This is a genomic window from Rhizobium sp. NZLR8 (assembly GCF_019685025.1).
Classification (GTDB): Bacteria; Pseudomonadota; Alphaproteobacteria; order Rhizobiales; family Rhizobiaceae; genus Rhizobium.
The window spans coordinates 13,652-37,660 of the sequence record NZ_JABDVY010000009.1 but is presented as its reverse complement, the minus strand read 5'-3'; the positions used below and the strand labels follow the sequence as shown (position 1 = coordinate 37,660).

Genomic DNA, 24,009 nt, shown 5'->3' with positions numbered 1-24,009 from the left:
CATGGATACGCGCAGCAACGACAACAGGTTCGCTTTCGATGTGACGCACCGGCTGGTGCTGTCGATCGCCATTCCGATGACGCTCGGCTTCATGACGACGCCGATGCTCGGGCTGACGAATACCGCCGTCGTCGGCCGTATGGGTGACCCGGAAGCACTTGCGGGGCTGGCGATCGGCGCGATGCTGTTCGATCTGATCATGGGCAGCTTCAACTTTCTGCGCGCCTCGACGACCGGTCTGACGGCGCAGGCCTATGGCCGGCGGGATGGGCACGAGCAGCAGGCGATCTTCTCCCGGGCGATGATTTCGGCGCTCGGCTGCGGATTGGCGCTGCTTTTTCTTTCGCCGCTGCTGATCGCGGCCGGGTTGAGGCTGATGGGCGCGCACGGAGCGATCGCCGAGGCGACCAGCAGCTATTTTTCGATCCGCATCCTCGCCGCACCGGCAGCACTGGCGAATTACGCCATCCTTGGCTTCGTGCTCGGGCGCGGACAGGGCAAGATCGGGCTGCTGCTGCAGGCGATCATCAACGGCATCAACATCCTGCTGTCCATCTATCTCGGCCTGACGCTCGATTGGGGCGTGGCGGGGGTCGCCTGGGGTACGATGGCCGGCGAGACGGCCGGCGCGTTCGCCGGGCTTTTCATCGTGCTCAGCGGCTTTGCCAAGGCGGAGCGGCCAGCATGGTCCGAGGTTTTTTCCCGGCGCCGGCTGGCTGAGCTTTTCGCGCTCAACCGCGACATCCTGATCCGCACCTTCGTGCTGATCGGCGCCTTCACCATCATGACGCGGATCGGCACCGGTTTCGGCGCGGTGACGCTTGCCGCCAATGCCGTTTTGATGAATTTCGTTCTGCTCTCCAGTTATTATCTCGACGGGCTCGCCAATGCCGCCGAGCAGATCACCGGCCGGGCGATCGGCGCGCGCTACCGGCCGGCGTTCGACCGCGGGCTGAAGCTGACGACCTTGTGGTCCTTCGGGTTGGCGGCGATCGTTTCGGCTTTCTTCTTCCTCGCCGGTCCCTGGCTGATCTCGGTGCTGACGACCTCACCGGAGGTGCGACAGGCGGCTGAGACCTATCTGCCCTGGGCGGCGGTGACCGGGCTGACGGGCGCGCTCGCCTTCCTGATGGACGGGGTCTTCATCGGCGCCACATGGTCGGCCGAGATGCGCAACCGGATGCTGATGTCCTTTGCTGGCTATCTCCTGATGCTCGCCGTCTTCGTCCCGCTCTTTGGCAATCACGGCCTCTGGCTGGCAATGAACGCCTTCCTGCTCTTCCGCGGCTTTTTCCTGGCAATACTGGTCAAGCCGCGGGCCGATCAGGCATTTCGGGCCGCCCAGTAATCCAGCCTGGTGTCGCGCAAGTCGCGGATCGAGTTGGCCTTTTCGCGATCCAGGAGTTTGGTGAGGCCGCGGACGATATCGCCGGCCAGACCAGGCCCTTCATAGACCATGCAGGAATAGAGCTGGACGAGATCGGCGCCCGCCCTGATCTTTTCCAGCGCGGTTTCGGCCGAGGAGACACCACCGACGCCGATGATCGGCAAAGCCTGGCCGACGCGCTTGCGCATCCTGGCGAGCACGGCCGTCGATTTTTCGAACAGCGGCACGCCGGAGAGGCCGCCTGTCTCTTTCGCCTGGCGCTGATCCTTGAGACCGTCGCGCGACAGCGTGGTGTTGGAGACGATCAGACCATCCAGCGCATGCGCGAGCGCTTCCGCCGCGATATCGTCCATGCCTTCCTCGGTCAGATCAGGAGCGATCTTCAGAAAGACCGGGACCTTGCGGCCGGATGTCACTGCTGCCTCGTCGCGCGCCGCAAGCACGGCAGACAGCAGTGCGGCGAGGCTTTCACGGCCCTGCAAGTCGCGCAGGCCCGGCGTGTTCGGCGAAGAGATGTTGGCGGTGAAATAACGCGCGACGGAATGGAAGCGGCGAATGCCGGCGACGTAATCGGCGATGCGGTCGTCGCTGTCCTTGTTGGCGCCGATATTGACGCCGACCATGCCCTTGCCGCTCAGCGCGGCAAGGCGCCCGAAAGCTGCCTCATGGCCTTCATTGTTGAAGCCGAGGCGGTTGATGACGGCTTCATCCTCGACCAGGCGGAAGATGCGCGGCCGCGGATTGCCGGATTGCGGCTTCGGCGTCACCGTGCCGATTTCGGTAAAGCCGAAACCAAGCTTCAAGAGCGCCTCCGGCACCTCGGCATTCTTGTCGTAGCCGGCGGCCATGCCGAGCGGATTGTCGAAGACGAGGCCGGCAACCGTCTGGCGCAGGCGTGGATCGGGGGTGAGCTGGCAAGCGGGCACCAGGCCGGATTTCAGCGCGGCGATCGACATGCCGTGCGCCGTTTCCGGATCGAACAGGAAGAGACCCTTGCGGGCGACACGCTTGAAAGGATCGATCATGGCTGCAGCTCCGGGAAGACATGGGCGCCGGTCTCGTCGAGCGGCAGCGGTACTTCTGAGAGCACGGCGGCCAGCGGCAGGTCGGCAAAGAGATGCGGGAAGAGATCGCCGCCGCGCGAGGGTTCGAACACCAGCTTGTCGCCAAAACCCCTTCCATCGACGGCAATCAGCAGCAGCCCGGAGTGGCCGGCAAAATGCAGCGCCGCGGTCTGCTTCACCTGATCGGCGGTCGAGAAATGGATGAAGCCATCCTTCAGATCGATGCCGGCGCCATGAAAAATGCCGGTTTGTCTGGCTTGCTGCCAGAGCGTTTCCGTCACGATCTTGTAAAGGGTCGGTGTCACGCTCATCATGGCCTCGCGATTGCTGGTCCTCGATCACCAGCGCTTTGCCGGAAAGAGGCGGCGATGTCCACGCCCCAGCACTCAAAAACGGGACCGGCAGAAACAAATTCCGGAGGATGAGACGATGAAGATTTTGGTTCTCACGCTTAGCGTTCTTCTCCTGCCGCTTGGCGCCGCGGCGGCCGAACCCGATGCAAGCCGGTTCCAGCTGGAAAAGAGCGGCGACCATTTCGTGCGGCTCGACCGGCAGACCGGGGCAATGTCGATCTGCCAGGACAAGGACGGCGCCCTCGTCTGCCGGATGGCGGCCGACGAACGGGCGGCCTATGAGGACGAACTCGACCGGCTTTCCGAGCGGGTGACGAAGCTGGAGCAAGGCGGCTCCATCCAGCGCGCGCTGCCGAGCGATGCCGAAGTCGACCGCTCGATCAGCATCATGGAGAAGATGATGAAGAGTTTCATGGGGATGGTGAAGGAGTTCCAGGCTGATGAAAACGCCAATCCCCTTCCGCAGAAGACCTGATCTGATATAATCCCATGAGAAAGCCGGCATGAACGCGGCGGGATGGCGTTCGCGCGCCGGCAATGATCGGGCTCTTGGGAGGGAGTTTTCGATGCACGAACAGACCATCATCATTGCGGACGATCATCCGCTTTTCCGGGATGCGCTGCGTCAGGCGGTGATCGGCATGGAAGGCCGGCAGGCGATCGTCGAGGCCGGCGATTTCGCCGCTGCGCGCACGGCCGCAGGCGCCCATGCGGACGCCGACCTAATGCTGCTCGACCTCGCCATGCCCGGGGTCAGCGGCTTTTCCGGCCTGATGGCGCTGCGCTCCGAATTCGCCAGCCTGCCGATCATCATCGTCTCGGCAAGCGACGATGCGACGACGATCCGCCGGGCGCTGGAACTTGGCGCTTCCGGCTTCATCTCCAAATCCTCCGGCATCGAGGGCATTCGCCGCAGCATCCAGACGGTGCTTGCCGGCGATATCGCCACGCCGGAAAACTATCGCGACGGCCAGGAGCAGGATCCCGATGTCGCCGACCTGATCCACCGCCTGCATACGCTGACGCCGCAGCAGAGCCGGGTGCTGACCATGCTGGCCGAAGGGCTGCTGAACAAGCAGATCGCCTATGAACTCGGCGTCTCCGAGGCGACGATCAAGGCGCATGTCTCGGCGATCCTGCTGAAACTCGATGTCGACAGCCGCACCCAAGCGGTCATCCAGCTCGGCAAGATCAATATGGCGATGGTCGCCTAAGCACTTTCAATAACAGGATTTTATTCCTCATTTACCTTTACTCAGGCGGCACGGTCGGTTAATATTCGGCCTGGTTTAAGCGCGGCAGGCACGAGCCGCACGGAATCGGGCGCATATGCTGTCACACGACCAGATCTGGGGAGCGATCGACAGGCTTGCCGAACGGCATGACCTGACGCCATCCGGTCTTGCGCGCCGCGCCGGGCTCGACCCCACCTCCTTCAACAAGTCGAAACGGCTTTCCGCCGATGGGCGGCTGCGCTGGCCCTCGACGGAATCGATCGCCAAGGTGCTCGGTGCGACCGGGGCGAGCATGGAACAGTTCCTTGTCTTCCTGCGGCCGGATGCCGGTCTTTCCAAGCAGTTGGCCGGAGAGCTTGCCGGAGAGCCTGACGACGCCTTTCCGCCGCAGGGAAGCTCGATTCCGCTGCTCGGCTTCGCCCAGGCCGGCGCCGGCGGCTTTTTCGACGATGGCGGTTTTCCGGCCGGCCATGGCTGGGATGTGGTGGAATTTCCGGCGGCCCCGACACAGAAATCCGGCGTCTATGCGCTGGAGGTGCAGGGCGAAAGCATGATGCCGCTCTACCGCGACGGCGACGTGCTGATCGTCGCGCCGGGTGCGCAGGTGCGCCGCAACGACCGCGTCGTGGTGCGCACATGCGCGGGCGAGGTGATGGCCAAGGTGCTGCTGCGCCAGAGCCCGCGATCGATCGAGCTGATGTCGCTCAATCCCGAACATGCCAACCGAACACTCGAGCTTTCCGACGTCGATTGGATCGCCCGCATCATCTGGGCCAGTCAATAGGAAGATATTCCATGCGCCTTGCCGCCTTGTTCACAGGTCTTACGGGAATGGCGGTGGTGGCCGGCCTGCTGATGGCGGGCGAAACAAGGCTGCGCGGCGGCACGGCCGGGGAAGAGAGCGTGTCGGCAGAGGAGACGGCGACTTCGGTGGATCCCGCCGCGCAAGCCGGCGAACCGGCTGCGATGTCGGACGACCGGGCCGAAGTGATCGCCCGTTCGGCGCAACCGCCGGCTCCTCCCTCCCCTCGGCCAGCCGACGGCACGGCGCCCAAACCCGCCGATATCGCACCACCAGCTGAGACCGCCGCCGGGCAAGCCGCAAATCCTTCCGCGAAAAAGCCGATGGAGCTGACGCGGCCGGCGGTCGAAAATGCCGGCATGCTGTCCTTCGGCGAGCGCAGGCTTCAGCTCGCCGGCGTCGTGCCGACGCCGGCCGACAGGATATGCGGGCCGGCGGGCCGGCAATGGCCCTGCGGCATGATGGCGAAGACGGCGCTGCGCCAACTTTTGCGCAATCGCAGCATCGCCTGCGATATCGATCCGGCCGAATGGAAGGAAATGGCGACGACCGCATGCCGGCTCGGCACGCAGGATCTCGGCGCATGGCTTGCCGAAAACGGCTGGGCTGAAGTCGCGGCGGGTTCGCCGCTTGCATCGGCCGCCGAGAAAGCCAGGCAGGCTGGAAAAGGGCTTTACGGCGACGATCCGCGCCGGAGATAACTGGCGGTCATGACGGGGACCGATCCCTTGTAATGGCGGCTGCCAATTCCTAATCTCCGCTGATCGAAAAAGGAATCAGAGATGAACAAGCCGCTTTCCGCCCATGATGCGCTGATCTACGTGATGGTGATGGCCTCTGCCGTCGACAGCACGATGAACGACAGGGAGCTGGAAAGGATCGGCCAACTGATCGGATTTCTGCCGGTTTTCCGGGATTTCGATGACGACAAGCTGATTTCGGTGGCGCGCGACTGCGCCTCGCTGCTTTCCGGACCTGAGGGCCTCGACGTCGTTCTCGAAACCGTGCGCGACACCCTGCCCGTCAAGCTCTACGACACCGCCTATGCGCTGGCCGTCGAGGTGGCTTCCGCCGATCTTTCGGTCAAGGCGGAAGAACTGCGGTTGCTCAGCCTGCTGCGCGACCGGCTCGGCCTCGACAAGCTGACCTGCGCGGCGATCGAGCGCAGTGCGATAGCCCGTTTCCGCAAGAGCTGATCCTTAAGTCTTTGTTTTTATGCATGTCAGTAGAGCCCGTAGGGAAAATAGCGCAGATAGATTTCCTGCAGACGGCCGTTGCGCGACAGCGTGGCGAGCGCGTGGTCGATGGCTGACGTCAGCACGCTGTCCTTCTGCCGCAGCATGATCGTCATGCCCTCGCCGAGGAAATGCTCGGAGAGATAGGGGCCGTCGAACAGTGCGCAGCATTTGGCCGAGGCCGGCGAGGAGACCCAGAAGGAAAGCTGCAGCGCATCGGCGAAGGCGGCATCGACCTTGCGCTCCCTAAGCGCAGCAAGCAGGGCGTCCTTGGTGTCGAAGGTCTGCGCCTTGATCGCGGGAAAGAAGGCGGCCAGCATCGCCTCGTGCACCGTGCCCTTGACCACACCGACCGGGTGAGCCGAAAGCGCGGCCGCCGTTTTGCCGTCGAGCGGTACGGCGAGATTGCGCACGAAGCGCGCCGGCAGCATCAGATAGGGCCGGGAGAAGACGAATTGCCGGCGCAATTCAGGCGTCACGGCAAGACCGGCGATGACGGCATCGCCCTGCGAGGCGGCGAGCGCATCCTTCAGATCGGCGAAAGGGATCGCCTGGATCTGGCACTTGTCTGAAATCTCCAGCTCGCTGCAGATCTCGCGGGCGAGATCGACGTTGAAACCGGAAAGCTTGCCGTTCTGATCGGTAAAATTGAACGGCGGGAAATCGACCGAGGTCAGGAAACGCAAGCGGACCAGCGAGGAGAGATCGGGCCTCGCCAGACGTTCGCGGGCATCGAAAAGCAGCGGCAGCGAGGGTGCAGCCTGCTGAGCGGATGCGGCAAAACCCGAAAACAGCACGCGCAGAAACAGCCCGAATACGAGAAAACCCTTCACAGCCAGGGATGCCAACTTGGATTGCATCATCGTGATCTTGGTCTCGGGTTAAGCGCGAAGCGTGCGGTGTCGGCGAGATGTAGCAGAGTCATGCGGGACGGGGAATATGCATGCGACGGATCGTGCCGCATCCGCCCCTCATCCGCCTGCCGGCACCGACCGGGGTCGAGCCACGGGTCTCGGCCCGTCCTTCGGACCCCCGTTTGCGGGGCGAAGGGGATATGCCGCGACCTCGCCGACGCCTCGCGTGGGATGTCCCCTCGCCCCGTTTACGGGGAGAGGGTTAGGGTGAGGGGCAGCCATCAGCGCAGATCGGGCAGCCATGGCAACGCATTGAAGACGATAATTCGGGCGCTAAAAATCGTGGGTATGCCGCCCCGCCGTTAGCGCGGAATTAAAGAATATCGCCTCTATTTGTGGCGACGACACGGACCCGCCGGCCGATTGCATGATGCATGCGTCAACCCCGCCATAATCCCTGAGCCGCGGCACTTACGCGGCGCTCCGTTTGCAACAATTGATTTCAAAGCACCGGGCGTGCGACGCCCGGTCAACCGGGTGACATTTCCATGTTGAAGCATCTGAAAATCCGCACGAAAATCATATCGGTCGTGGCGCTCTTGGGGCTGATCACGATGGCCGGGCTGATCTATGTCATTGCCGAGTTCCGCCGTGCGGATGCCGCCTTCAGCGCCTTCATCGATCATGAAGCGCTGGCCTCGATGCAGAGCGCGCGCGCCAGCGCCTCGGTGGTGGCCTCGGTGCTGCAGGTAACCCTGCTGGCCGAGATGAAGCCCGATACGCCGGCATTCGCCACAGCGCTCGCCACACCGAGCAAGCTGCCGCAGGCCCGTGACCGGATGAAAGATGCGCTGGCGCTGGTTCCCAGCCGCAAAGCGGCGATCGATGACATCCAGGCCGGCATCGATGAGATCGAAACGCTGGCGAACAAGATCATCGAACAGAGCAAAGCCAAGGACAGCGCCGGGGCGCTGGCGAATGTTGCCCTGATCAATGCCAAGCTCAATGCGCTGACCCCGAAGATGATCGCCAACAATGATGCGATGATGGCGATGCTCAAGGACGGCGGCGACGCGCTTTCGGCCTCGGTCAACGGGCGGATCGTCTTCTGTCTCGTTCTGATCGGCATTGCCGTGCTGCTCGCCGTCGGCTTCAGCGTCGTCGTCGCCCAGATGGGCATTGCCGGCCCGATGACGCAGTTGCGCCTGCGCATGACTCGGCTTGCCGAAGGCGATACCACAAGCGAGGTCAGCGGGCTCGACCGCGGCGACGAAGTCGGCCAGATGGCAAAGGCCGTGTCGATCTTCCGCGACAATGCGATCGAGCGCGGGCGGATCGAGGCGCGGGCCGAAGCTGACCGTAACCTCAGTGACGGCGAGCGGCGTGAACGCGACGCGCAGAAAACCCGTGAAGCATCCGAACTCGAAGGCGCAGTTACCGCGCTCGGCGACGGCCTGCGCCGTCTTGCCGCCGGCGATCTCGCCTCGCATATCGACCAGCCCTTCGTCGCGCATCTCGATGCGCTGCGCGAGGATTTCAACAACTCGGTCGAGAAGCTCAACGAAACTCTGCATACGGTCGGCGCCAACGCCCGGGCGATCGGCGCCGGCGCCAACGAGATCCGGTCTTCCGCAGACGAGCTTTCCAGGCGGACGGAACAACAGTCGGCCTCCGTCGAAGAGACGGCGGCGGCGCTGGAGGAGATCACCACGACGGTGCGCGACGCCGCCAAGCGTGCCGAGGAGGCGAGCCAGCTCGTCGCCCGCACCCGCCTCGGGGCCGAAAAATCCGGCGACATCGTCCGCAAGGCGGTCTCCGCCATGCAGCAGATCGAAAAATCCTCGGGCGAAATCTCCAACATCATCGGCGTCATCGACGACATCGCCTTCCAGACTAACCTTCTGGCCTTGAACGCCGGCGTCGAAGCTGCGCGTGCCGGCGACGCCGGCAAGGGTTTTGCCGTCGTCGCCCAGGAGGTGCGCGAACTCGCCCAACGTTCCGCCAAGGCGGCAAAGGAAATCAAGGGCTTGATCACCAACTCCGGCACGCATGTGCAGACCGGCGTTTCGCTGGTCGGCGAAACCGGCAAGGCGCTCGATTCGATCGTCCAGGAGGTGCAGGAAATCAACCAGCACGTCCACGCCATCGCCGAAGCCTCGCGCGAACAGTCGATCGGGCTGCAGGAGATCAACACCGCCGTCAACACCATGGATCAGGGCACGCAGCAGAATGCGGCGATGGTCGAGCAGTCGACGGCCGCCAGCCACAGCCTCGCCACGGAAGCGACAGCGCTGAACAACCTGCTCGGCCAGTTCAGGCTGACAGGCACCGGCGGCTTTGCCGCCAGTGCGCCTATTGCCGCCGCAGCGCCACGCGCCGCCCCGCGCCCGGCCGTCCGGGCAGCCCCGATCCGCGTCGCACGGGAAGGCACAGCCCGCCCGGCCGCCTCGCCGGCCCGCGCCCTCGGCCAAAAAATCGCCAACGCCTTTAACGCCGGCAACAGCACACCGAAAAGCCAGGATGGCGACTGGACGGAGTTCTGAGCAGCAAATTGTCGGCACGAGGCGCGGCGGTCCGGCCGCGCCTCACCCTAGCTGCTTGGTTCGAGCCACTTTCTTGACCCTCCTCAGCCCCCGTTCTGAACGTACCCTGCGAGACGTCAGCGAGAAACAGAGAGGCTGCCGCAAAATCTCTTCTCCCCTCGGGGAGAAGGCGCCGGCAGGCGGATGAGGGGGTCACACACGGAAACCCCTCCCCTCATAATCTATCCCACCATCGAAGCCTGCGTGGACGTCGCTGGAAAGACCGGCTTCGCCGGCCCCCTCATCCGCCCTACGGGCACCAGCCTGGGCGAGCCACGGGTCTCGCCCGTCCTTCGGACCCCCGCTGGGGAGAAGAGGGAATTGCGAAGCCGCGGCATGTCCCTTCGCCGCGTCTATCGGGCCGGCCGCGAGCCGACCTCGACGAGGATATTCCCCGGCGCCGTGCAATAAAACAGCCAGCCACCGCGCATGGCGGCCGGCGGGCCGGAGAGCGCCGCGCCGGCGGCAAAAAGCCCGGCATGCACCCTATCGACATCCGCCCTTTCGGGCAGGATGAAGCCGATATGATAGGTCTGGCGCTGCAGTTCAACCTGGTCGGCGGTGCCGAATTTGGCAATGGCGTGACTGAGGACGATTTCGAGACCGGCATCGTCCGCAAGGATCGCCAAGCCGTTCTGGCCGCGCATATCCTTAAGCGTCAGGCCGAAATGGCGGATGAAAAAATCCGCCGTCGCAGTGATATCGGGTACGTGAAAATCGAGATGGTTCAGGCGCATGACAGTCTCCGTTCAAAAAATCCCGGGACTGCCTTTTGCCGTCTCCGCACGCCGCCGGGATCCCGCATCTGGTGCGGATCACGTCGCGGGTTCTCGTGCCATGGGCCACGGAGCAGAGCTTCGTCAGAGCGCTCTTGACGCTCCAGCGGAAGGGATCGGGCTTACCTCAACCGATCCTGCCTTTTTCGACACTGCCGATCTAGCAGACGGCGCCGGTTTCGGCAATGGAAGCGCTGACACGATCACGCCATTCCAAGCGGTGCTTCTCGAAGGATTGAAACCGGCCATGCCGTTTGCGTGATGCGCCGGCGCCAATAGAGAGTAAGATCGCGTCGTCGCCGGCATCGGAAGGGATCGACATGAAACCCGCACTCATCGGCCTCATCGGCACCCTCATTCTCACCGGTTGCAGCACCGCTAGCTATAGCGGCCCCGGCATGGAGCCGATCCCGGGCAGCATCACCTATAACGGCCAGCCGCGCACCAAGCTCACCAAATCACCCATCGGCTCGGCCTTTCCGCATGATTTCATCGACCAGTACGGCCAGCAGGTGGAGGAAACCTACATCATCCAGCCCGACCGGAGCCTGATCATCGCGCACCGCCGATATAAGCCTATCCGGTTCTTTGGGGATTAGGTGTTGGTCGGCTTCGCGTGCGGGAAGCTGGAGCGGGTGAAGGGAATCGAACCCTCGTATTCAGCTTGGGAAGCTGCTGCTCTACCATTGAGCTACACCCGCGATAGCTGAGATTTCCAACAGATGGGGGCCGCTGTCAAGTCGCGGCAGCCGGGAAGTCTCAGATGCGGAAGTGCTTCGAGAGTTTGAGGCCTTGGGCCTGGTAGTTGGAGCCGAGGCCGGAGCCGTAGAGGCTGGTCGGCTTTTCCTGCATGTGTTCGTAGACCAGGCGGCCAACGATCTGGCCGTCTTCGAGGATGAAGGGCACTTCGTGGCTGCGCACTTCGAGCACGGCGCGGCTGCCGCGGCCGCCGGCCGGCGCATGGCCGAAGCCCGGATCGAAGAAGCCGGCATAATGGACGCGGAATTCGCCGACCAAGGGGTCGAACGGGGTCATTTCGGCGGCATAATCCGGCGGCACATGCACGGCCTCGCGCGAGACGAGGATATAGAACTCGTCGGGATCGAGGATCAGTTCGTTGCGGCCGCGGCTATAGAGCGGTTCCCAGAAATCGTAGATGTCGTGCTGGGCTTTCTTGTCGACATCGACGACGGCGGTGTGGTGTTTGCCGCGATAGCCGATCAGGCCGTCTTCGTCTCCGGCGAGGTCGATCGACAGAGCGATGCCGCTGCCGGACACATTCGGCTGCTTGCTGGCGACCAGCGTCTCGCTTTCATGCAGCTTCAACAGCTCCGGCTCGCTGAGCAAAGCATGGCCGACGCGGAAGCGGATCTGCGACAGGCGCGAGCCGCGGCGTACGACGATCGGGAAGGTGCGCGGGCTGATTTCCAGATAGAGCGGTCCGGAATAACCGGCCGGGATCTTGTCGAACTCCTGGGCATAGTCGGTGATGACGCGGGTGAAGATATCGAGCCGGCCGGTCGAGCTCTTCGGATTGGCCGAGGCCGACATGTCGGCCGGCAGCGCTAAGCTCTCCATCAGCGGCACGATGTAGACGCAGCCGGTTTCGAGCACCGCGCCTTCGGAAAGGTCGACCACATGCAGGCTCAGCCGGTCGAGCTTGTCGGCCACCAGATGCGAGGGGCCGGGCATGAAGCTGGCGCGCACGCGAATAGCCTTGGCGCCCAGGCGCAAATCGAGGCTTGCCGGCTGGATCTGGTCGCGGTCCAGCTCCCGTTCGGAGATCAGACGACCCGTTTCAAACAGCGCTGATATCGCGCCGTCCGCCAGAATTCCCGTTTCACGAGCCATCATGCCTCATCCATCATTTGCCGCCGACAAAACCAAACTCGGGGAATTGACGCAAGCAGCTAACAGCAGTATTGCAGAATTATCCCGTGGTGATTTGGCCGGTCGGCTTGCAGCCACGTTAAACAAGTGGCTAAAAAGACCGGGTTGAAAACCGGTCTGCTTTTGCGACCGGTTTTTTTGTTATGTGAAGGTGATGGCATGAGCAAGACCTGGCGCCCGGCAACCCAACTCGTCCACGGCGGAACCTTGCGTTCGCAATATGGCGAGACGTCCGAAGCAATCTATCTCACGCAGGGTTTCGTCTATGACACGTCGGAGGCGGCCGAAGCCCGCTTCAAGGGCGAGACGGAAGGCTACATCTACGCCCGCTACGGCAGCCCGACCAACGACATGTTCGAAAAGCGGATGTGCATGCTCGAAGGCGCGGAAGACGCCCGCGCCACCGCCTCCGGCATGGCGGCCGTCACCGCGGCGGTGCTCTGCCAGGTCAAATCAGGCGACCATATCGTCGCGGCGCGCGCGCTGTTCGGTTCCTGCCGCTGGGTTGTCGAGACATTGGCGCCGAAATACGGCATCGAGTGCACGCTGGTCGACGGCCGGGATCTTGCAAATTGGGAAAAGGCAATCCGGCCGAACACCAAGGTGTTCTTCCTGGAAAGCCCGACCAACCCGACGCTCGAAGTGGTCGATATCTCAGGTGTTGCCAAGCTCGCCAACCAGATCGGCGCCAAGGTTATCGTCGACAACGTCTTCGCCACGCCGCTTTTCCAGAAGCCGTTGGAGCTCGGCGCCCATATCGTCGTCTATTCCGCCACCAAACATATTGACGGCCAGGGCCGCTGCCTCGGCGGCGTGGTGCTGGCCGACAAGGACTGGATCGACGAGAATCTGCACGACTACTTCCGCCACACCGGCCCGGCCATGTCGCCGTTCAACGCCTGGACGCTGCTGAAGGGCATCGAGACGCTGCCGCTGCGCGTGAAGCAGCAGACTGAGAATGCGGCGAAGATCGCCGATTTTCTGGCCGAGCAAAGCAAGGTCGCCAAGGTGATCTATCCCGGCCGCAAGGACCATCCGCAGGCCGATATCATCGCCAAGCAGATGACCGGCGGCTCGACCCTCGTCGCCTTCGAGCTGAAGGGCGGCAAGGAAGCCGCCTTCGCGCTGCAGAACGCGCTCGATATCATCAAGATTTCCAACAATCTCGGCGACAGCAAGAGCCTGATCACCCATCCGGCAACCACCACCCACAAGAACCTGTCGGAGGAGGCGCGCGCCGAACTCGGCATTTCCCCGGGTACGGTCCGCCTTTCGGCCGGCATCGAGGATACCGACGACCTGATCGAGGATTTCGCCAAGGCGCTTGCCAAGGTCTCGGCCTGATCCAGGGATATTGGCGGCCGGACCTCGCTTGGGGTTCGGCTCGCCAGACCTCACCGGCGTTCGGCTCGCCGGACCTCAGCAGGTTGAGGCCGGGGGAACAAGCTCGGTCGCGCCGGCGTTCGGAAGTGGAATTGACACCGACAATTAGGCTTAACGATCGAAACACTTCGATCACGACCGTTTTAGTGACGATCAACGTTCCGTTTCTTGACGGGCAGGGCCTCTTATAAGATACGGGTAACATATCTTGACTAAGGTGCAAGGCATGTATCGCGCCCTCACAAAAGATATCGAAGTCGTCGTCGAACCATTCTATCTGGAGGAGCAATCCGATCCGGACGACGATCGCTATGTCTGGGGCTATCGGATTGTCATCAGCAACAATTCCGGCATCGCCGTTCGCCTGGTCAATCGCTATTGGAATATCACCGACCAGAATGGACAGGTGGACGAGGTCACCGGTCCGGGCGTCGTCGGCGAACAGCCGCGGCTCAGCCCCGGCGACACCTACGAATATTCCTCCGGCTGCCCACTCGACACCCCCTCCGGGCTGATGTTCGGCCATTACCAGATGGAAACGGACGAAGGCGACACCTTCAATGTCGACATTCCCGCCTTCTCGCTGGATTCACCGGGGTTGTTGCGCGTGCTCAACTGACAGGCCGGCCCGAAATCATTTTGCCCGCTTGATAGATTGCCGACACCGGCCCCTCATCCGCCTGCCGGCACCGACCGGGGTCGAGACCGGTGGCTCGACCCCGGCAAGGGTTAGGGTGAGGGGCAGATATCAGGGGCCAACCGAGCCTATTCGGCCGGCTGAAGTTCGACCGGCTCGAAGCGATAGGTGGTCGAGCAGAATTCGCAGGTGACAGCGATCTCGCCATCTTCCTGGCTGGCCTCGATCTCCTCGGCAGAGAAGCCCTTCAGCACGCCCTTGATCTTGTCACGCGAACAGCTGCAGCGATCGAAGACGGCGCGCGGTTCGTAGACGCGCACGCCGCGCTCGTGGAACAGGCGGAACAGCAGCCGCTCGGTGCCAACCAGCGGATCGGTGAGTTCATCCGCATCGATGGTCTCGACCAGCGAACGCGCTTCGGCCCAGGAATCGTCCTCGCTATGCGGGCGGCTGCCGGTGTCGCCGTCGCCGCCGTGGAGATCCGGTTGACGCATGCGCTCCGGCGCTTCCGGCAGGAACTGGGCGACAAGGCCACCTGCCCGCCAGCGATGGCGTGGCTGGCCTTCATCGTCGCGATCGAAGAGTTCGGCCGCGGCCAGACGCACGCGCGTCGGGATCTGCTCCGACTGGCGGAAGTAGACGCCGGCAATGTCCTCGAGCGTGGTGCCGTCGAGCGCGACAATACCTTGGTAGGGCTGGCCGAACTTGCCCTGGTCGATGGTGAAGGCAAGCACGCCGTGGCCGAGCAATTGCTCCGGCTCGGTTTCGCCAGCTTCAATGGCCTTGTCGAGCAGCGCCTGGTCGAAACGGGCATAGGCACGGACATTTTCCGGCGTCGAAAAATCGGCAACGAGAAGATCGACCGGGCCGTCGCCCTTGGTCTGCACGGTGAACTTGCCGTCAAACTTCAGCGAGGTGCCGAGCAGCACCGTCAGCACGACGACTTCGGCGAGCAGCCGGGCGACAGGGGCCGGATAATGATGGCGCTCGAGGATCGCGTCGAGCATCGGGCCGAGCTGGACGGCGCGGCCGCGCACATCCAGCCCGTCCACCTGAAAGGGGACGACATGGTCATCGCCGGCGAAATCGAACTGGCCGAGGGCGGCTGCAGCTTCTGCCATGGATTCACTCCTAGTTTTCAAGCGAAAGGACAGGGTGCTCTTCGCTCGCGCGGCCACGCGTTTTTCGCACGCGGCGTCCGATTATGGTTCAGATCGCGCCCAGGCACCAAGCAAGAATCGACTTCTGCGCATGAAGACGGTTTTCCGCTTCATCGAAGACCACGGATTGCGGACCATCGATCACGTCGTCCGTCACTTCCTCACCGCGATGAGCGGGCAGGCAATGCATGAACAATGCATCATTGCCGGCCTTCGCCATCAAGGCCGCGTTGACCTGGTAAGGCTGAAAGACATTGTGACCCCGGGCCCGATGTTCCTGATTCATGGAGACCCAGGTATCGGTCACCACGCAATCGACGCCTTCGACCGCACGGTCGGCATCATGGCAGAGCATGATTTCGGCGCCCTCATTGCGGGCCCAGTTCAGATAGTGATCCTTAGGCTCCGAACCAAGGGGCACGGCCATGTTCATGCGGTAGCCGAAGCGGGCGGCGCCTTCGACCAGCGAATGCAGCACATTGTTGCCGTCACCGGTCCAGGCGATGGTCTTGCCCTTGATCGGGCCGCGATGCTCTTCGAAGGTCATGACATCGGCCATGATCTGGCAGGGATGGGTGTCATCCGTCAGCGCATTGATCACAGGCACGGTCGCATGTTCGGCAAGCTCCACCAGCCGCGAATGTTCGGTTGTGCGGATCATGATCGCATCGACATAACGCGACAGCACCTTGGCGGTATCGCCGATCGTCTCGGCGCGGCCGAGCTGCATTTCGGTGCCGGAGAGAAACAGCGTTTCGCCGCCGAGCTGGCGCATGCCGACGTCGAAGGAGACGCGGGTGCGCGTCGACGGCTTCTCGAAGATCATCGCCAGCATCTTGCCGGCGAGCGGCTTGTCGCCCTTGCCGGCCTTGAAGGCCTGCTTGCGGGCGAGCGCATCGTTCATGATGGTTCTAAGATCGGCTGATGTGACCGCCGAAAGATCGAGGAAATGTTTAGGAGCCATGTTCTTACCTGTGCTGCGCCCGAAGGCGGCAATCTCTTCAAGCTGTCTTCTTGACCTTGGCGGCGCGGATGCTCTCGGCGGCGCGCTCGATGCGGGCAAGGCCCTCGCGGGCTTCCTCGGCGGTGACGACGAGGGGCGGAAGAAGGCGGATGACGTTGTCGCCGGCGGGCACGCCGAGCAGATGCGCCGCCCGGATCGCCTGCAGCAGTTCGGCTGAGGGAACGGCCGCCTTGATGCCGAGCAGAAGCCCCTCGCCTCTGATATCCTCGATCACATCGGGATAACGGTCCTTCAACGAGGCCAGCCCCTGGCGGAAGACAAGCGCTACGTCGCGCACCTGCTGGAGGAAGCCGTCGGCGAGGATGATGTCGAGCACGGCGCTGCCGACAGCCATGGCGAGCGGATTGCCGCCATAGGTCGAGCCGTGGGTGCCGGCCTTCATGCCGGAAGCGGCTTCTGAGGTGGCAAGGCAGGCGCCGAGCGGGAAACCGCCGCCGATGCCTTTGGCGACCGCCATGATGTCGGGTGTGACGCCCGACCATTCATGGGCAAAGAGCCTGCCGGTGCGGCCGACGCCGGTCTGGACCTCGTCGAGGATCAGCAGCAGGCCGTTGTCGTCGCAGAGCCGGCGTAACGCCTTCATGAACTCGGTGGTGGCAGGACGCACACCGCCCTCGCCCTGCACCGGCTCGATGAGGATTGCCGCCGTGGCGTCGGTGATCGCGGCGCTGACCGCTTCGATATCGCCGAAAGCCACCTGATCGAAGCCGGGCGCCTTGGGGCCGAAACCTTCGAGATATTTTTCCTGGCCGCCGGCGGCGATCGTCGCCAGCGTGCGGCCGTGGAAGGCGCCTTCGAAGGTGATGATGTGGAAGCGCTCGGGATGGCCGTTGGAAAACTGGTAGCGGCGCGCCGTCTTGATCGCGCATTCCAGCGCCTCGGCGCCCGAATTGGTGAAGAACACCTTGTCGGCGAAGGTGACGTCCGTCAGGCGTTTCGCCAGGCGCTCCTGGCCGGGGATCTCATAGATGTTGGAGAGGTGCCAGACTTTGTCGGCCTGCTCCTTCAGCGCGCCGACCACATGCGGGTTGCTGTGGCCGACCGAGGTGACGGCGACGCCGGCGCCGAAATCGAGATAACGCTCGCCGCCTTCGGTGATCAGCCACACGCCCTCGCCTCGCTCGAACCGCAGCGGGGCACGAGAGTAGGTGTCATAAAGCGGCGCGGCTTCAGCCATGGCGCGATCTCCTGGTTGCCGGGCAACGACTCCGGCTAAGGAAACCAGGCCCGAAAAATCAAAAATGCCGCCTTGCGGCGGCCAGCGGTACTATTTCCTTTTCGCGCTGCAATGTCAACAAAACTGCGCCCTTAGCGCATGCAGCAAGGTTGTACAGCGGTGTTTTCGACCTTCAACAGGCTTTATTGCAGAAATGACACGCTGGGGCAGCAAGTTGGGGAAAACTCCGAATTCGATTCATCCGGATTCATGCGACTCTTGTCACGGAGTCACGCTCACACTAGGTTAAAGTTCAATTACTAGACTGCATGCGGCGGAACTAGTCACCAAAATTGATCAAGCGTTTCTTGTTTCGGAGCTTCCGAGGCAACGGTGAGGGATTCTGCCATCACCAACGCAGAAGGTGGAGACAGGGCATGAACTGGACAGACGAGCGGGTCGAGAAACTCAAGAAGCTTTGGGCCGAAGGACTGAGCGCCAGCCAGATCGCGGCGCAACTTGGCGGTGTCAGCAGAAACGCTGTAATCGGCAAGGTGCACCGCCTGAGCCTTCCGGGCCGCGCCAAGGCCGGCGGCACGGCCGCCACGGCCCGAACGCCGAAACGCAATACATCGGCGCCGCGCGCGCCGAACTTCGCCTCTCGGATCACCACCCGCACCGTTACCCGCCAGCAGGGCGCAACGATGCTGAAGGAAGAGATCGAGATCGAAACGGTCGAGGAAATGGAATACGTGCCGAAAGGCAACGTGGTCGTGCCGATCTCCCGCCGCCTCGGCCTGACGGAACTGACCGAACGCACTTGCAAGTGGCCGGTCGGCGATCCGCTGAAGGATGACTTCCACTTCTGCGGCTGCGAGTCCCCCGACAATTCACCCTATTGCGGCTATCACCAGAAACTCGCCTACCAGCCCGTCAACGAACGCCGCCGGGCGGCAGCGCGGGCGAGCTGAACGGGTGACATTGTCGACATGCAAAAACGGGCTGGAAGGCCCGTTTTTTTATGTGAGAACGTTGGGTGTGGCTGCCCCTCATCCGCCTGCCGGCACCGACCGGGGTCGAGACGAGTGGCTCGACCCCGGTCGGGTTAGGGTGAGGGGCAGAGCTTGCTCGACTTTATCGGAAACCCCTCAGGCTTCCATCGAATAGCCGGCGCCGCGGACGGTGCGGATGACGTCTTGCATGTTGGAGAAGTTCAGCGCCTTGCGCAGGCGGCCGACATGGACGTCGACGGTGCGTTCGTCGACATAGATATCGTGGCCCCAGACGCCGTCGAGAAGCTGCGAGCGGGAGAAGACCCGGCTCGGCGACGACATCAGGAATTCCAGCAGGCGGAATTCGGTGGGGCCGAGGCGGACTTCGCGGCTTTTGCGATGGACGCGATGGGTTTCGCGGTCGAGTTCGATATCGCCGCATTTCAGCACCGTCGACAGCACCTCGGGACGGGCGCGGCGTAGCATCGCCTTGACGCGGGCAACGAGCTCCGGGGTCGAGAACGGCTTGACGACGTAATCGTCGGCCCCGGTCGACAGTCCGCGGACGCGCTCGCTCTCTTCGCCGCGCGCCGTCAGCATGATGATCGGCAGACGTTCGGTTTCCGGCCGCATGCGCAGGCGCCGGCAGAGTTCGATGCCGGAGACGCCGGGCAGCATCCAATCGAGGATGAGCAGGTCGGGCGTGCGCTCCTGAAGCCTGATTTCGGCTTCGTCGCCACGAAGGATAGTATCGACCTCGAAGCCTTCCGCTTCGAGATTGTAGCGAAGAAGCACGCTCAAGGCTTCCTCGTCTTCAACAACTGCAACTCTCGGGATCATGCCTGTCGGTCTCCTCGCGCATGTTCCTTAAACCGGGGTGATTTAAGCAATGCATCCTGCGCAAATTCAGAAAGGTGGCTGCGACCTCTTTGCGCGCCCGGATGGGCGCGCACGCAACGGCTAGTATGGGCTTTATTCCGTGACCGCGCCGACGGTGTTGGCGCTGTCGTCTTTCGGACGGTCACCTTCCGGCTGTGCGCCGGTCGCCATGTAGTAGATCGTCTCGGCGATGTTGGTGGCGTGGTCGCCGATGCGCTCGATGTTCTTGGCGCAGAAGAGCAGATGCGTGCAGCTGGTGATGTTGCGCGGATCTTCCATCATGTAGGTCAGCAGCTCGCGGAACAGCGAGGTGTACATCGCGTCGATCTCGTTGTCGCGTTCACGGATCGCATTGGCCTTGTCGGCGGAGCGCGTCGTGTAGACGTCGAGCACTTCCTTGAGCTGGACGAGCGCCAGCTCGGACAGATGCTCGAGACCGCGGGCGAGCTTGCGCGGAACGCCGGTGCTCTGCACGGCGATGACGCGCTTGGCGGTGTTCTTGCCGAGGTCGCCGACGCGTTCGAGATCGGCGGCGATGCGGATCGAACCCATGATTTCGCGCAGGTCCGAGGCCATCGGTTGACGGCGGGCGATGGTAACGATCGCCTTGTCGCCGATTTCTCGCTCGGCGTGATCGAGGATCACATCGTCGGAGATGACCTTCTGCGCCAGCGCGGTATCGCCGTTGACGAGCGCCCGGACGGCCTCGCTGACCATCTGCTCGGCCAGGCCGCCCATTTCGGAAATCCGCCTGGACAGGAACTTCAGATCATCATCATAGGCAGAAAAAATATGTGTCGATGCCATGGGGCTTTATCCTCGAATAACGGGAAGGCTTGGTGTCGCCAAAATCAACCGAAGCGACCCATGATGTAGTCCTGGGTGCGCGGATCGTCGGGATTGGTGAACATCTTGTCGGTGTCGTTCTCCTCGACGAGATTGCCGAGGTGGAACATGGCGGTGCGCTGCGAGACGCGCGCGGCCTGCTGCATGGAGTGGGTGACGATGACGATCGTGTAGTTCTCGCGCAGTTCGTGGATCAGTTCCTCGACCTTGGCGGTGGCGATCGGGTCGAGCGCCGAGCAGGGCTCGTCCATCAGGATGACTTCAGGGCTGACGGCGACGGCGCGGGCAATGCAGAGGCGCTGCTGCTGACCGCCGGACAGGCCGGTGCCGGATTCATGCACGCGGTCCTTGACCTCGTTCCAGAGGCCGGCACGCTGCAGGCTGGTCTCGACGATCTGGTCGAGATCGGCCTTCGACTTGGCAAGGCCATGGATGCGCGGGCCGTAGGAGACGTTTTCATAGATCGTCTTCGGGAACGGGTTCGGCTTCTGGAAGACCATGCCGACGCGGGCGCGAAGTTCGACGACGTCGATATCGGGATCATAGATATCGTCGGTATCAAGCGTGATCTTGCCGGTGACCCGGCAGCCGTCGATCGTGTCGTTCATGCGGTTTAGGCTCCGCAGGAAGGTCGACTTGCCGCAGCCGGACGGGCCGATCAGCGCGGTTACGGTGTTTTCGCGGATGTTCAGGTTCACATCGAAAAGCGCGCGCTTCTCGCCATAGTAAACCGAGACATCCTTGCCGATCATCTTATAAGGGACGTTGCTCATCTTCTGATCCAGCGCTTTTTCAACTGCAGCTTCCGTCAACATGTTCATGATGTGTAACTCCGTTTACCAGCGGCGCTCGAAGCGACGACGCAAGAGGATGGCGCCCATGTTCATGACGATCAGGAACAGGAGCAGGACGATGATGGCACCCGAAGTCCGCTCGACGAAGGCACGTTCGGCCTCGTTGGCCCACATATAGACCTGCACGGGCAGAGCCGTCGAGGGATCGAGCGGCGTCGTCGGCGCGTTGGCGACGAAGGCGACCATGCCGATCAGCAGCAGCGGCGCGGTTTCGCCGAGCGCATGCGCCAGGCCGATGATCGTGCCGGTGAGGATGCCGGGCATGGCGAGCGGCAGAACATGGTGGAACACCATCTGCATCTTCGAGGCGCCGAGGCCGAGGGCTGCAGCGCGGATCGACGGCGGCACGGCGCGCAGTGCGGCGCGCGTCGCAATGATGATCGTCGGCAGGGTCATCAACGTCAGCACCAGGCCGCCAACCAGCGAAGCCGAACGCGGCAGGCCGACGAAGTTGATGAAGACGGAAAGGCCGAGCAGACCGTAGACGATCGAGGGCACGGCGGCGAGGTTGTTGATGTTGACCTCGATCAGATCGGTCAGCTTGTTCTTCGGCGCAAACTCCTCGAGATAGATCGAGGCGGCAACGCCGATCGGCAGAGCGAGCACCAGCACGATCAGCATCAGGTAGAGCGAGCCGATGAGGGCGACGCCAAGGCCTGCGGCCTCCGGACGGCTGGAATTGCCGTTGACGAAGAGGCCGGTGTTGAACTGCTTGTGGAGAGCGCCGCTCGCCTTCAGCTCGTTCATCCAGCCAACCTGCTTGTCGTTGACCTTGCGGTTCTTCTCATCGACCGACAGGTCGATCTGGCCCTTGTTGGCGCTGTCGACATTGGCGTCGGCGAGCACGGTGACATTGACCGTCTTGCCGATGATCGACGGGTCGGCGACGACCATGTCGCGCAGTTGGACCGGCGCACCCTTGGAGAGCATGGCGGATGCATCGCGCACGTCGGGACGGCTTGCGGCATTGACGTTCAGCTGCTTGACGATCGCGTCGCGCAGGAGAACCGGGTAGTTGGCGGCGATCAGCACCGAAGCATCGGTCGCACGCTTATTGCTGGGGTCGATCGTCTTCTCGGAAAATTCGATCGGCAGGGTGATCGCCGTCTGCTGAAAGGCGGTGTAGCCTTTGCCGATCACCGTCCACAGCAGGATGAACAGGAAGATGAGGCCGAAGGAGATGGCGGCGATGCCATAGGCCTGGAACCGGCGTTCGGCGGCGTAGCGGCGCTTGATGCCGATATCGCGGCGCGTGGGCGCCTTGGAAACGGTTATCCCGGCGGGAGAAACAATATCCGTCATTCGTACTGCTCCCGGTATTTGCGCACGATGTAGAGCGCGTAGATATTGAGGCAAAGCGTGATGCAGAACAGCGTGATGCCAAGGGCGAAGGCAACCAGCGTCTGCGGCGAGGTGAACTCGAGGTCGCCGGTGAGCTGATTGACGATCTTGACGGTCACCGTCGTCATCGGCTCGAAGGGGTTGATCTGGATGCGGGCGGCGACACCGGCGGCCAGCACAACGATCATAGTTTCACCGATGGCGCGCGAGGCGGTCATCAGCAAGGCGCCGACGATGCCGGGAAGGGCTGCGGGCAAGACCACTTTCTTGATGGTTTCGGAGCGTGTGGCGCCAAGACCGAGCGAACCGTCACGCAGCGTCCGCGGCACGGCGGTGATGATATCGTCCGACAGCGAGGAGACGTAGGGGATCAGCATGATGCCCATGACGATGCCGGCGGTCAGAACGCTCTGCGCCTGAATGAAGTTGGTGTAGTTGCCGGAGAGCAGGCCGCTGATCTGAGCCGAGAAATCGCGCAGGAACGGGCCGACGGTGACGAGCGCAAAGAAGCCGTAAACGATCGTCGGAATGCCGGCGAGCACTTCGAGCAGCGGCTTAGCGATCCCGCGCAGCTTCGGCGAGGCGTATTCGGCCATGTAGATCGCGGCAAACAGGCCGACCGGTACGGCAACCAGCATGGCGACCATGCCGATATAGAGCGTGCCGAGCAGCAGCGGGATAAGGCCGAACTGACCGAAGGACGAGCTGCCGGCGCCGGCAAAACGCGGGTCCCAGACGGTGCCGAAGAAGAAATCGGCGGCGGGAACGGCGGCAAAGAAGCGGGCGGCTTCCGACAGCATCGAGAATACGATGCCGATCGTCGTCAGGATAGCAATCGAAGAGGCGAGTAGCAGGCCCCAGAGCATGAAACGCTCAACCCGATTGCGGGCGCGGAAGCGCGGGGCGATGGCGCGCAGCGCATAGAAGGCGCCGGCAATGGCCAGAATAAAGACCACCGCCGTCATGGCGAGGCGGCTCGTCATGCTCATGGCATTGAGCTTTTTGGCGGCGTCGAGCATGTAAGGCAGCGGCTGGCCGGCAAGCGGCACACCCTTTTCGCTGAGCTTGGCCTGGAGTGCCGCCGGATCGCTGGCGACCGCTGCGGTTTCATCCGAGGTCAGCATCGTCAGGCCGCGGGCGACCGTCGCCACCATGGAATAACCAAGATCCTGCTCGACGGCGGCTTGAGCCTTGACATCGGCGGGGAAGTGGCTGCGAACCGAGGACTGGATGATGCCGGGGCTGACCGAGAGCCAGACGCAGAGCGCGAGGAGAGCAGGGAGAACCGCCCAGATCGCCGCATAGGCGCCGTAATAGACCGGCCGTGAATGCAATGCGGAGGACCGGCCCCCGGCAAGTGCCGTGGCCCGACTGCGCGCGACCAGATAGGCGGCGGCACCGATCACCACAAGGCACAGAAGTATGACGGATGTGCTCATTCGTTACGTCCCCAGGCCATAGCCCCAAAAAGCCCAATCATGCGGAATGAATTCAACCCTGCAGCGGAAATGTCGGCGCGCCAGGGTTTAAGGCAATGCCGGCGCGGGCCTTTAGAGCAC

General features: G+C 63.0%; 25 protein-coding genes, 1 tRNA gene and 1 riboswitch. Of the genes, 12 read left to right on the top strand and 14 right to left on the bottom strand.

Annotated elements, in window-relative coordinates; all coding sequences use genetic code 11:
* Position 1 precedes the first annotated feature (1 nt).
* The gene (locus HJB89_RS19815; RefSeq protein WP_207582826.1) at positions 2–1,348 is read left to right on the top strand and encodes an MATE family efflux transporter; all 1,347 of its coding nucleotides are present in this window, start codon (positions 2–4) and stop codon (positions 1,346–1,348) included.
* On the opposite strand, the gene HJB89_RS19810 is transcribed toward HJB89_RS19815, so the two are convergent.
* Both HJB89_RS19810 and HJB89_RS19805 read right to left on the bottom strand, forming a co-directional pair.
* Positions 1,324–2,412 (bottom strand): quinone-dependent dihydroorotate dehydrogenase, encoded by a 1,089-nt coding sequence (locus HJB89_RS19810; RefSeq protein ID WP_207582825.1) that lies wholly within the window; start codon positions 2,410–2,412, stop codon positions 1,324–1,326. The two genes, HJB89_RS19815 and HJB89_RS19810, sit on opposite strands and share 25 nt — an antisense overlap.
* Positions 2,409–2,762 carry a DUF952 domain-containing protein gene (locus HJB89_RS19805; RefSeq protein ID WP_221116132.1) on the bottom strand — a complete coding sequence of 118 codons (354 nt, stop codon included), beginning with the start codon at positions 2,760–2,762 and terminating at the stop codon, positions 2,409–2,411. Before HJB89_RS19805 ends, HJB89_RS19810 begins: the two co-directional genes overlap by 4 nt.
* 118 nt (positions 2,763–2,880) lie before the next feature.
* On the opposite strand from HJB89_RS19805, the gene HJB89_RS19800 reads away from it, so the two are divergent.
* From HJB89_RS19800 to HJB89_RS19780, 5 genes are all read left to right on the top strand, one after another.
* The gene (locus HJB89_RS19800; RefSeq protein WP_207582823.1) at positions 2,881–3,279 is read left to right on the top strand and encodes a hypothetical protein; all 399 of its coding nucleotides are present in this window, start codon (positions 2,881–2,883) and stop codon (positions 3,277–3,279) included.
* A 91-nt stretch (positions 3,280–3,370) separates the two neighbouring features.
* A complete protein-coding gene (locus HJB89_RS19795) occupies positions 3,371–4,018 on the top strand; it encodes a response regulator transcription factor (RefSeq protein WP_207582822.1) in 648 nt (215 codons plus the stop codon).
* Between the two features lie 115 nt (positions 4,019–4,133).
* Entirely contained in the window at positions 4,134–4,823 is a 690-nt protein-coding gene (locus tag HJB89_RS19790; protein WP_207582821.1) for a helix-turn-helix transcriptional regulator, read from the top strand.
* A gap of 11 nt (positions 4,824–4,834) precedes the next feature.
* Complete coding sequence (locus HJB89_RS19785) at positions 4,835–5,542, top strand: thermonuclease family protein (RefSeq protein WP_207582820.1); 708 nt, start codon at positions 4,835–4,837, stop codon at positions 5,540–5,542.
* 81 nt (positions 5,543–5,623) lie between these two features.
* On the top strand, positions 5,624–6,037 hold the full coding sequence (locus HJB89_RS19780; RefSeq protein WP_207582819.1) for a tellurite resistance TerB family protein: 414 nt from the start codon (positions 5,624–5,626) through the stop codon (positions 6,035–6,037).
* Between the two features lie 26 nt (positions 6,038–6,063).
* Here the strand turns inward: HJB89_RS19780 and HJB89_RS19775 are convergent, their stop codons facing one another.
* Positions 6,064–6,939: a transporter substrate-binding domain-containing protein gene (locus HJB89_RS19775; protein ID WP_221116133.1), complete on the bottom strand. Its 876-nt coding sequence runs from the start codon at positions 6,937–6,939 to the stop codon at positions 6,064–6,066.
* A 539-nt stretch (positions 6,940–7,478) separates the two neighbouring features.
* Here HJB89_RS19775 and HJB89_RS19770 point away from each other — a divergent pair.
* Positions 7,479–9,473 carry a methyl-accepting chemotaxis protein gene (locus HJB89_RS19770; RefSeq protein ID WP_221150427.1) on the top strand — a complete coding sequence of 665 codons (1,995 nt, stop codon included), beginning with the start codon at positions 7,479–7,481 and terminating at the stop codon, positions 9,471–9,473.
* Between the two features lie 392 nt (positions 9,474–9,865).
* Here HJB89_RS19770 and HJB89_RS19765 read toward each other — a convergent pair whose 3' ends face one another.
* Positions 9,866–10,249 (bottom strand): VOC family protein, encoded by a 384-nt coding sequence (locus tag HJB89_RS19765; RefSeq protein ID WP_221133098.1) that lies wholly within the window; start codon positions 10,247–10,249, stop codon positions 9,866–9,868.
* Between HJB89_RS19765 and HJB89_RS19760 the strand changes: the two genes are divergently transcribed.
* Both HJB89_RS19760 and HJB89_RS19755 read left to right on the top strand, forming a co-directional pair.
* Positions 10,248–10,550: a hypothetical protein gene (locus HJB89_RS19760; RefSeq protein ID WP_221116136.1), complete on the top strand. Its 303-nt coding sequence runs from the start codon at positions 10,248–10,250 to the stop codon at positions 10,548–10,550. The genes HJB89_RS19765 and HJB89_RS19760 overlap by 2 nt on opposite strands.
* Positions 10,551–10,608: 58 nt before the next feature.
* Positions 10,609–10,887, top strand: coding sequence for a hypothetical protein (locus HJB89_RS19755; protein WP_221116137.1), 279 nt, complete (start codon positions 10,609–10,611; stop codon positions 10,885–10,887).
* Positions 10,888–10,915: 28 nt separating this feature from the next.
* Here HJB89_RS19755 and HJB89_RS19750 read toward each other — a convergent pair.
* Together HJB89_RS19750 and HJB89_RS19745 are read right to left on the bottom strand one after the other, a co-directional pair.
* Positions 10,916–10,989 (bottom strand) — tRNA-Gly (locus tag HJB89_RS19750).
* 58 nt (positions 10,990–11,047) lie between these two features.
* Entirely contained in the window at positions 11,048–12,142 is a 1,095-nt protein-coding gene (locus HJB89_RS19745) for a 2'-deoxycytidine 5'-triphosphate deaminase (protein ID WP_207582785.1), read from the bottom strand.
* 73 nt (positions 12,143–12,215) lie between these two features.
* Positions 12,216–12,294: riboswitch (SAM riboswitch) on the top strand.
* 43 nt (positions 12,295–12,337) lie between these two features.
* Here HJB89_RS19745 and HJB89_RS19740 point away from each other — a divergent pair.
* Both HJB89_RS19740 and apaG read left to right on the top strand, forming a co-directional pair.
* On the top strand, positions 12,338–13,522 hold the full coding sequence (locus HJB89_RS19740) for an O-succinylhomoserine sulfhydrylase (protein ID WP_221116138.1): 1,185 nt from the start codon (positions 12,338–12,340) through the stop codon (positions 13,520–13,522).
* 265 nt (positions 13,523–13,787) lie between these two features.
* Positions 13,788–14,180: a Co2+/Mg2+ efflux protein ApaG gene (gene apaG / locus HJB89_RS19735; protein WP_221150502.1), complete on the top strand. Its 393-nt coding sequence runs from the start codon at positions 13,788–13,790 to the stop codon at positions 14,178–14,180.
* Positions 14,181–14,326: 146 nt separating this feature from the next.
* Here the strand turns inward: apaG and HJB89_RS19730 are convergent, their stop codons facing one another.
* The 3 genes from HJB89_RS19730 to HJB89_RS19720 form a co-directional block, all read right to left on the bottom strand.
* A complete protein-coding gene (locus tag HJB89_RS19730) occupies positions 14,327–15,319 on the bottom strand; it encodes an Hsp33 family molecular chaperone (protein WP_207582783.1) in 993 nt (330 codons plus the stop codon).
* A gap of 88 nt (positions 15,320–15,407) precedes the next feature.
* Positions 15,408–16,322 (bottom strand): ornithine carbamoyltransferase, encoded by a 915-nt coding sequence (gene argF, locus HJB89_RS19725; protein ID WP_221150426.1) that lies wholly within the window; start codon positions 16,320–16,322, stop codon positions 15,408–15,410.
* A 37-nt stretch (positions 16,323–16,359) separates the two neighbouring features.
* Positions 16,360–17,559, bottom strand: a complete 1,200-nt coding sequence (locus HJB89_RS19720; RefSeq protein WP_221150425.1) for an aspartate aminotransferase family protein — start codon at positions 17,557–17,559, stop codon at positions 16,360–16,362.
* Positions 17,560–17,975: 416 nt separating this feature from the next.
* On the opposite strand from HJB89_RS19720, the gene HJB89_RS19715 reads away from it, so the two are divergent.
* Positions 17,976–18,509, top strand: a complete 534-nt coding sequence (locus tag HJB89_RS19715; RefSeq protein ID WP_207582780.1) for a GcrA family cell cycle regulator — start codon at positions 17,976–17,978, stop codon at positions 18,507–18,509.
* A gap of 177 nt (positions 18,510–18,686) precedes the next feature.
* Here the strand turns inward: HJB89_RS19715 and phoB are convergent, their stop codons facing one another.
* From phoB to pstC, 5 genes are all read right to left on the bottom strand, one after another.
* Positions 18,687–19,370: a phosphate regulon transcriptional regulator PhoB gene (gene phoB, locus HJB89_RS19710; RefSeq protein ID WP_007633570.1), complete on the bottom strand. Its 684-nt coding sequence runs from the start codon at positions 19,368–19,370 to the stop codon at positions 18,687–18,689.
* A 132-nt stretch (positions 19,371–19,502) separates the two neighbouring features.
* The gene (gene phoU, locus HJB89_RS19705) at positions 19,503–20,216 is read right to left on the bottom strand and encodes a phosphate signaling complex protein PhoU (protein WP_164006409.1); all 714 of its coding nucleotides are present in this window, start codon (positions 20,214–20,216) and stop codon (positions 19,503–19,505) included.
* Between the two features lie 44 nt (positions 20,217–20,260).
* Positions 20,261–21,076: a phosphate ABC transporter ATP-binding protein PstB gene (pstB, locus tag HJB89_RS19700; RefSeq protein ID WP_007633576.1), complete on the bottom strand. Its 816-nt coding sequence runs from the start codon at positions 21,074–21,076 to the stop codon at positions 20,261–20,263.
* A gap of 15 nt (positions 21,077–21,091) precedes the next feature.
* Entirely contained in the window at positions 21,092–22,411 is a 1,320-nt protein-coding gene (gene pstA / locus HJB89_RS19695) for a phosphate ABC transporter permease PstA (RefSeq protein WP_207582779.1), read from the bottom strand.
* Positions 22,408–23,889, bottom strand: coding sequence for a phosphate ABC transporter permease subunit PstC (gene pstC / locus HJB89_RS19690; RefSeq protein ID WP_221150424.1), 1,482 nt, complete (start codon positions 23,887–23,889; stop codon positions 22,408–22,410). The genes pstA and pstC overlap by 4 nt, the downstream gene beginning before the upstream one ends.
* Positions 23,890–24,009: the final 120 nt, after the last annotated feature.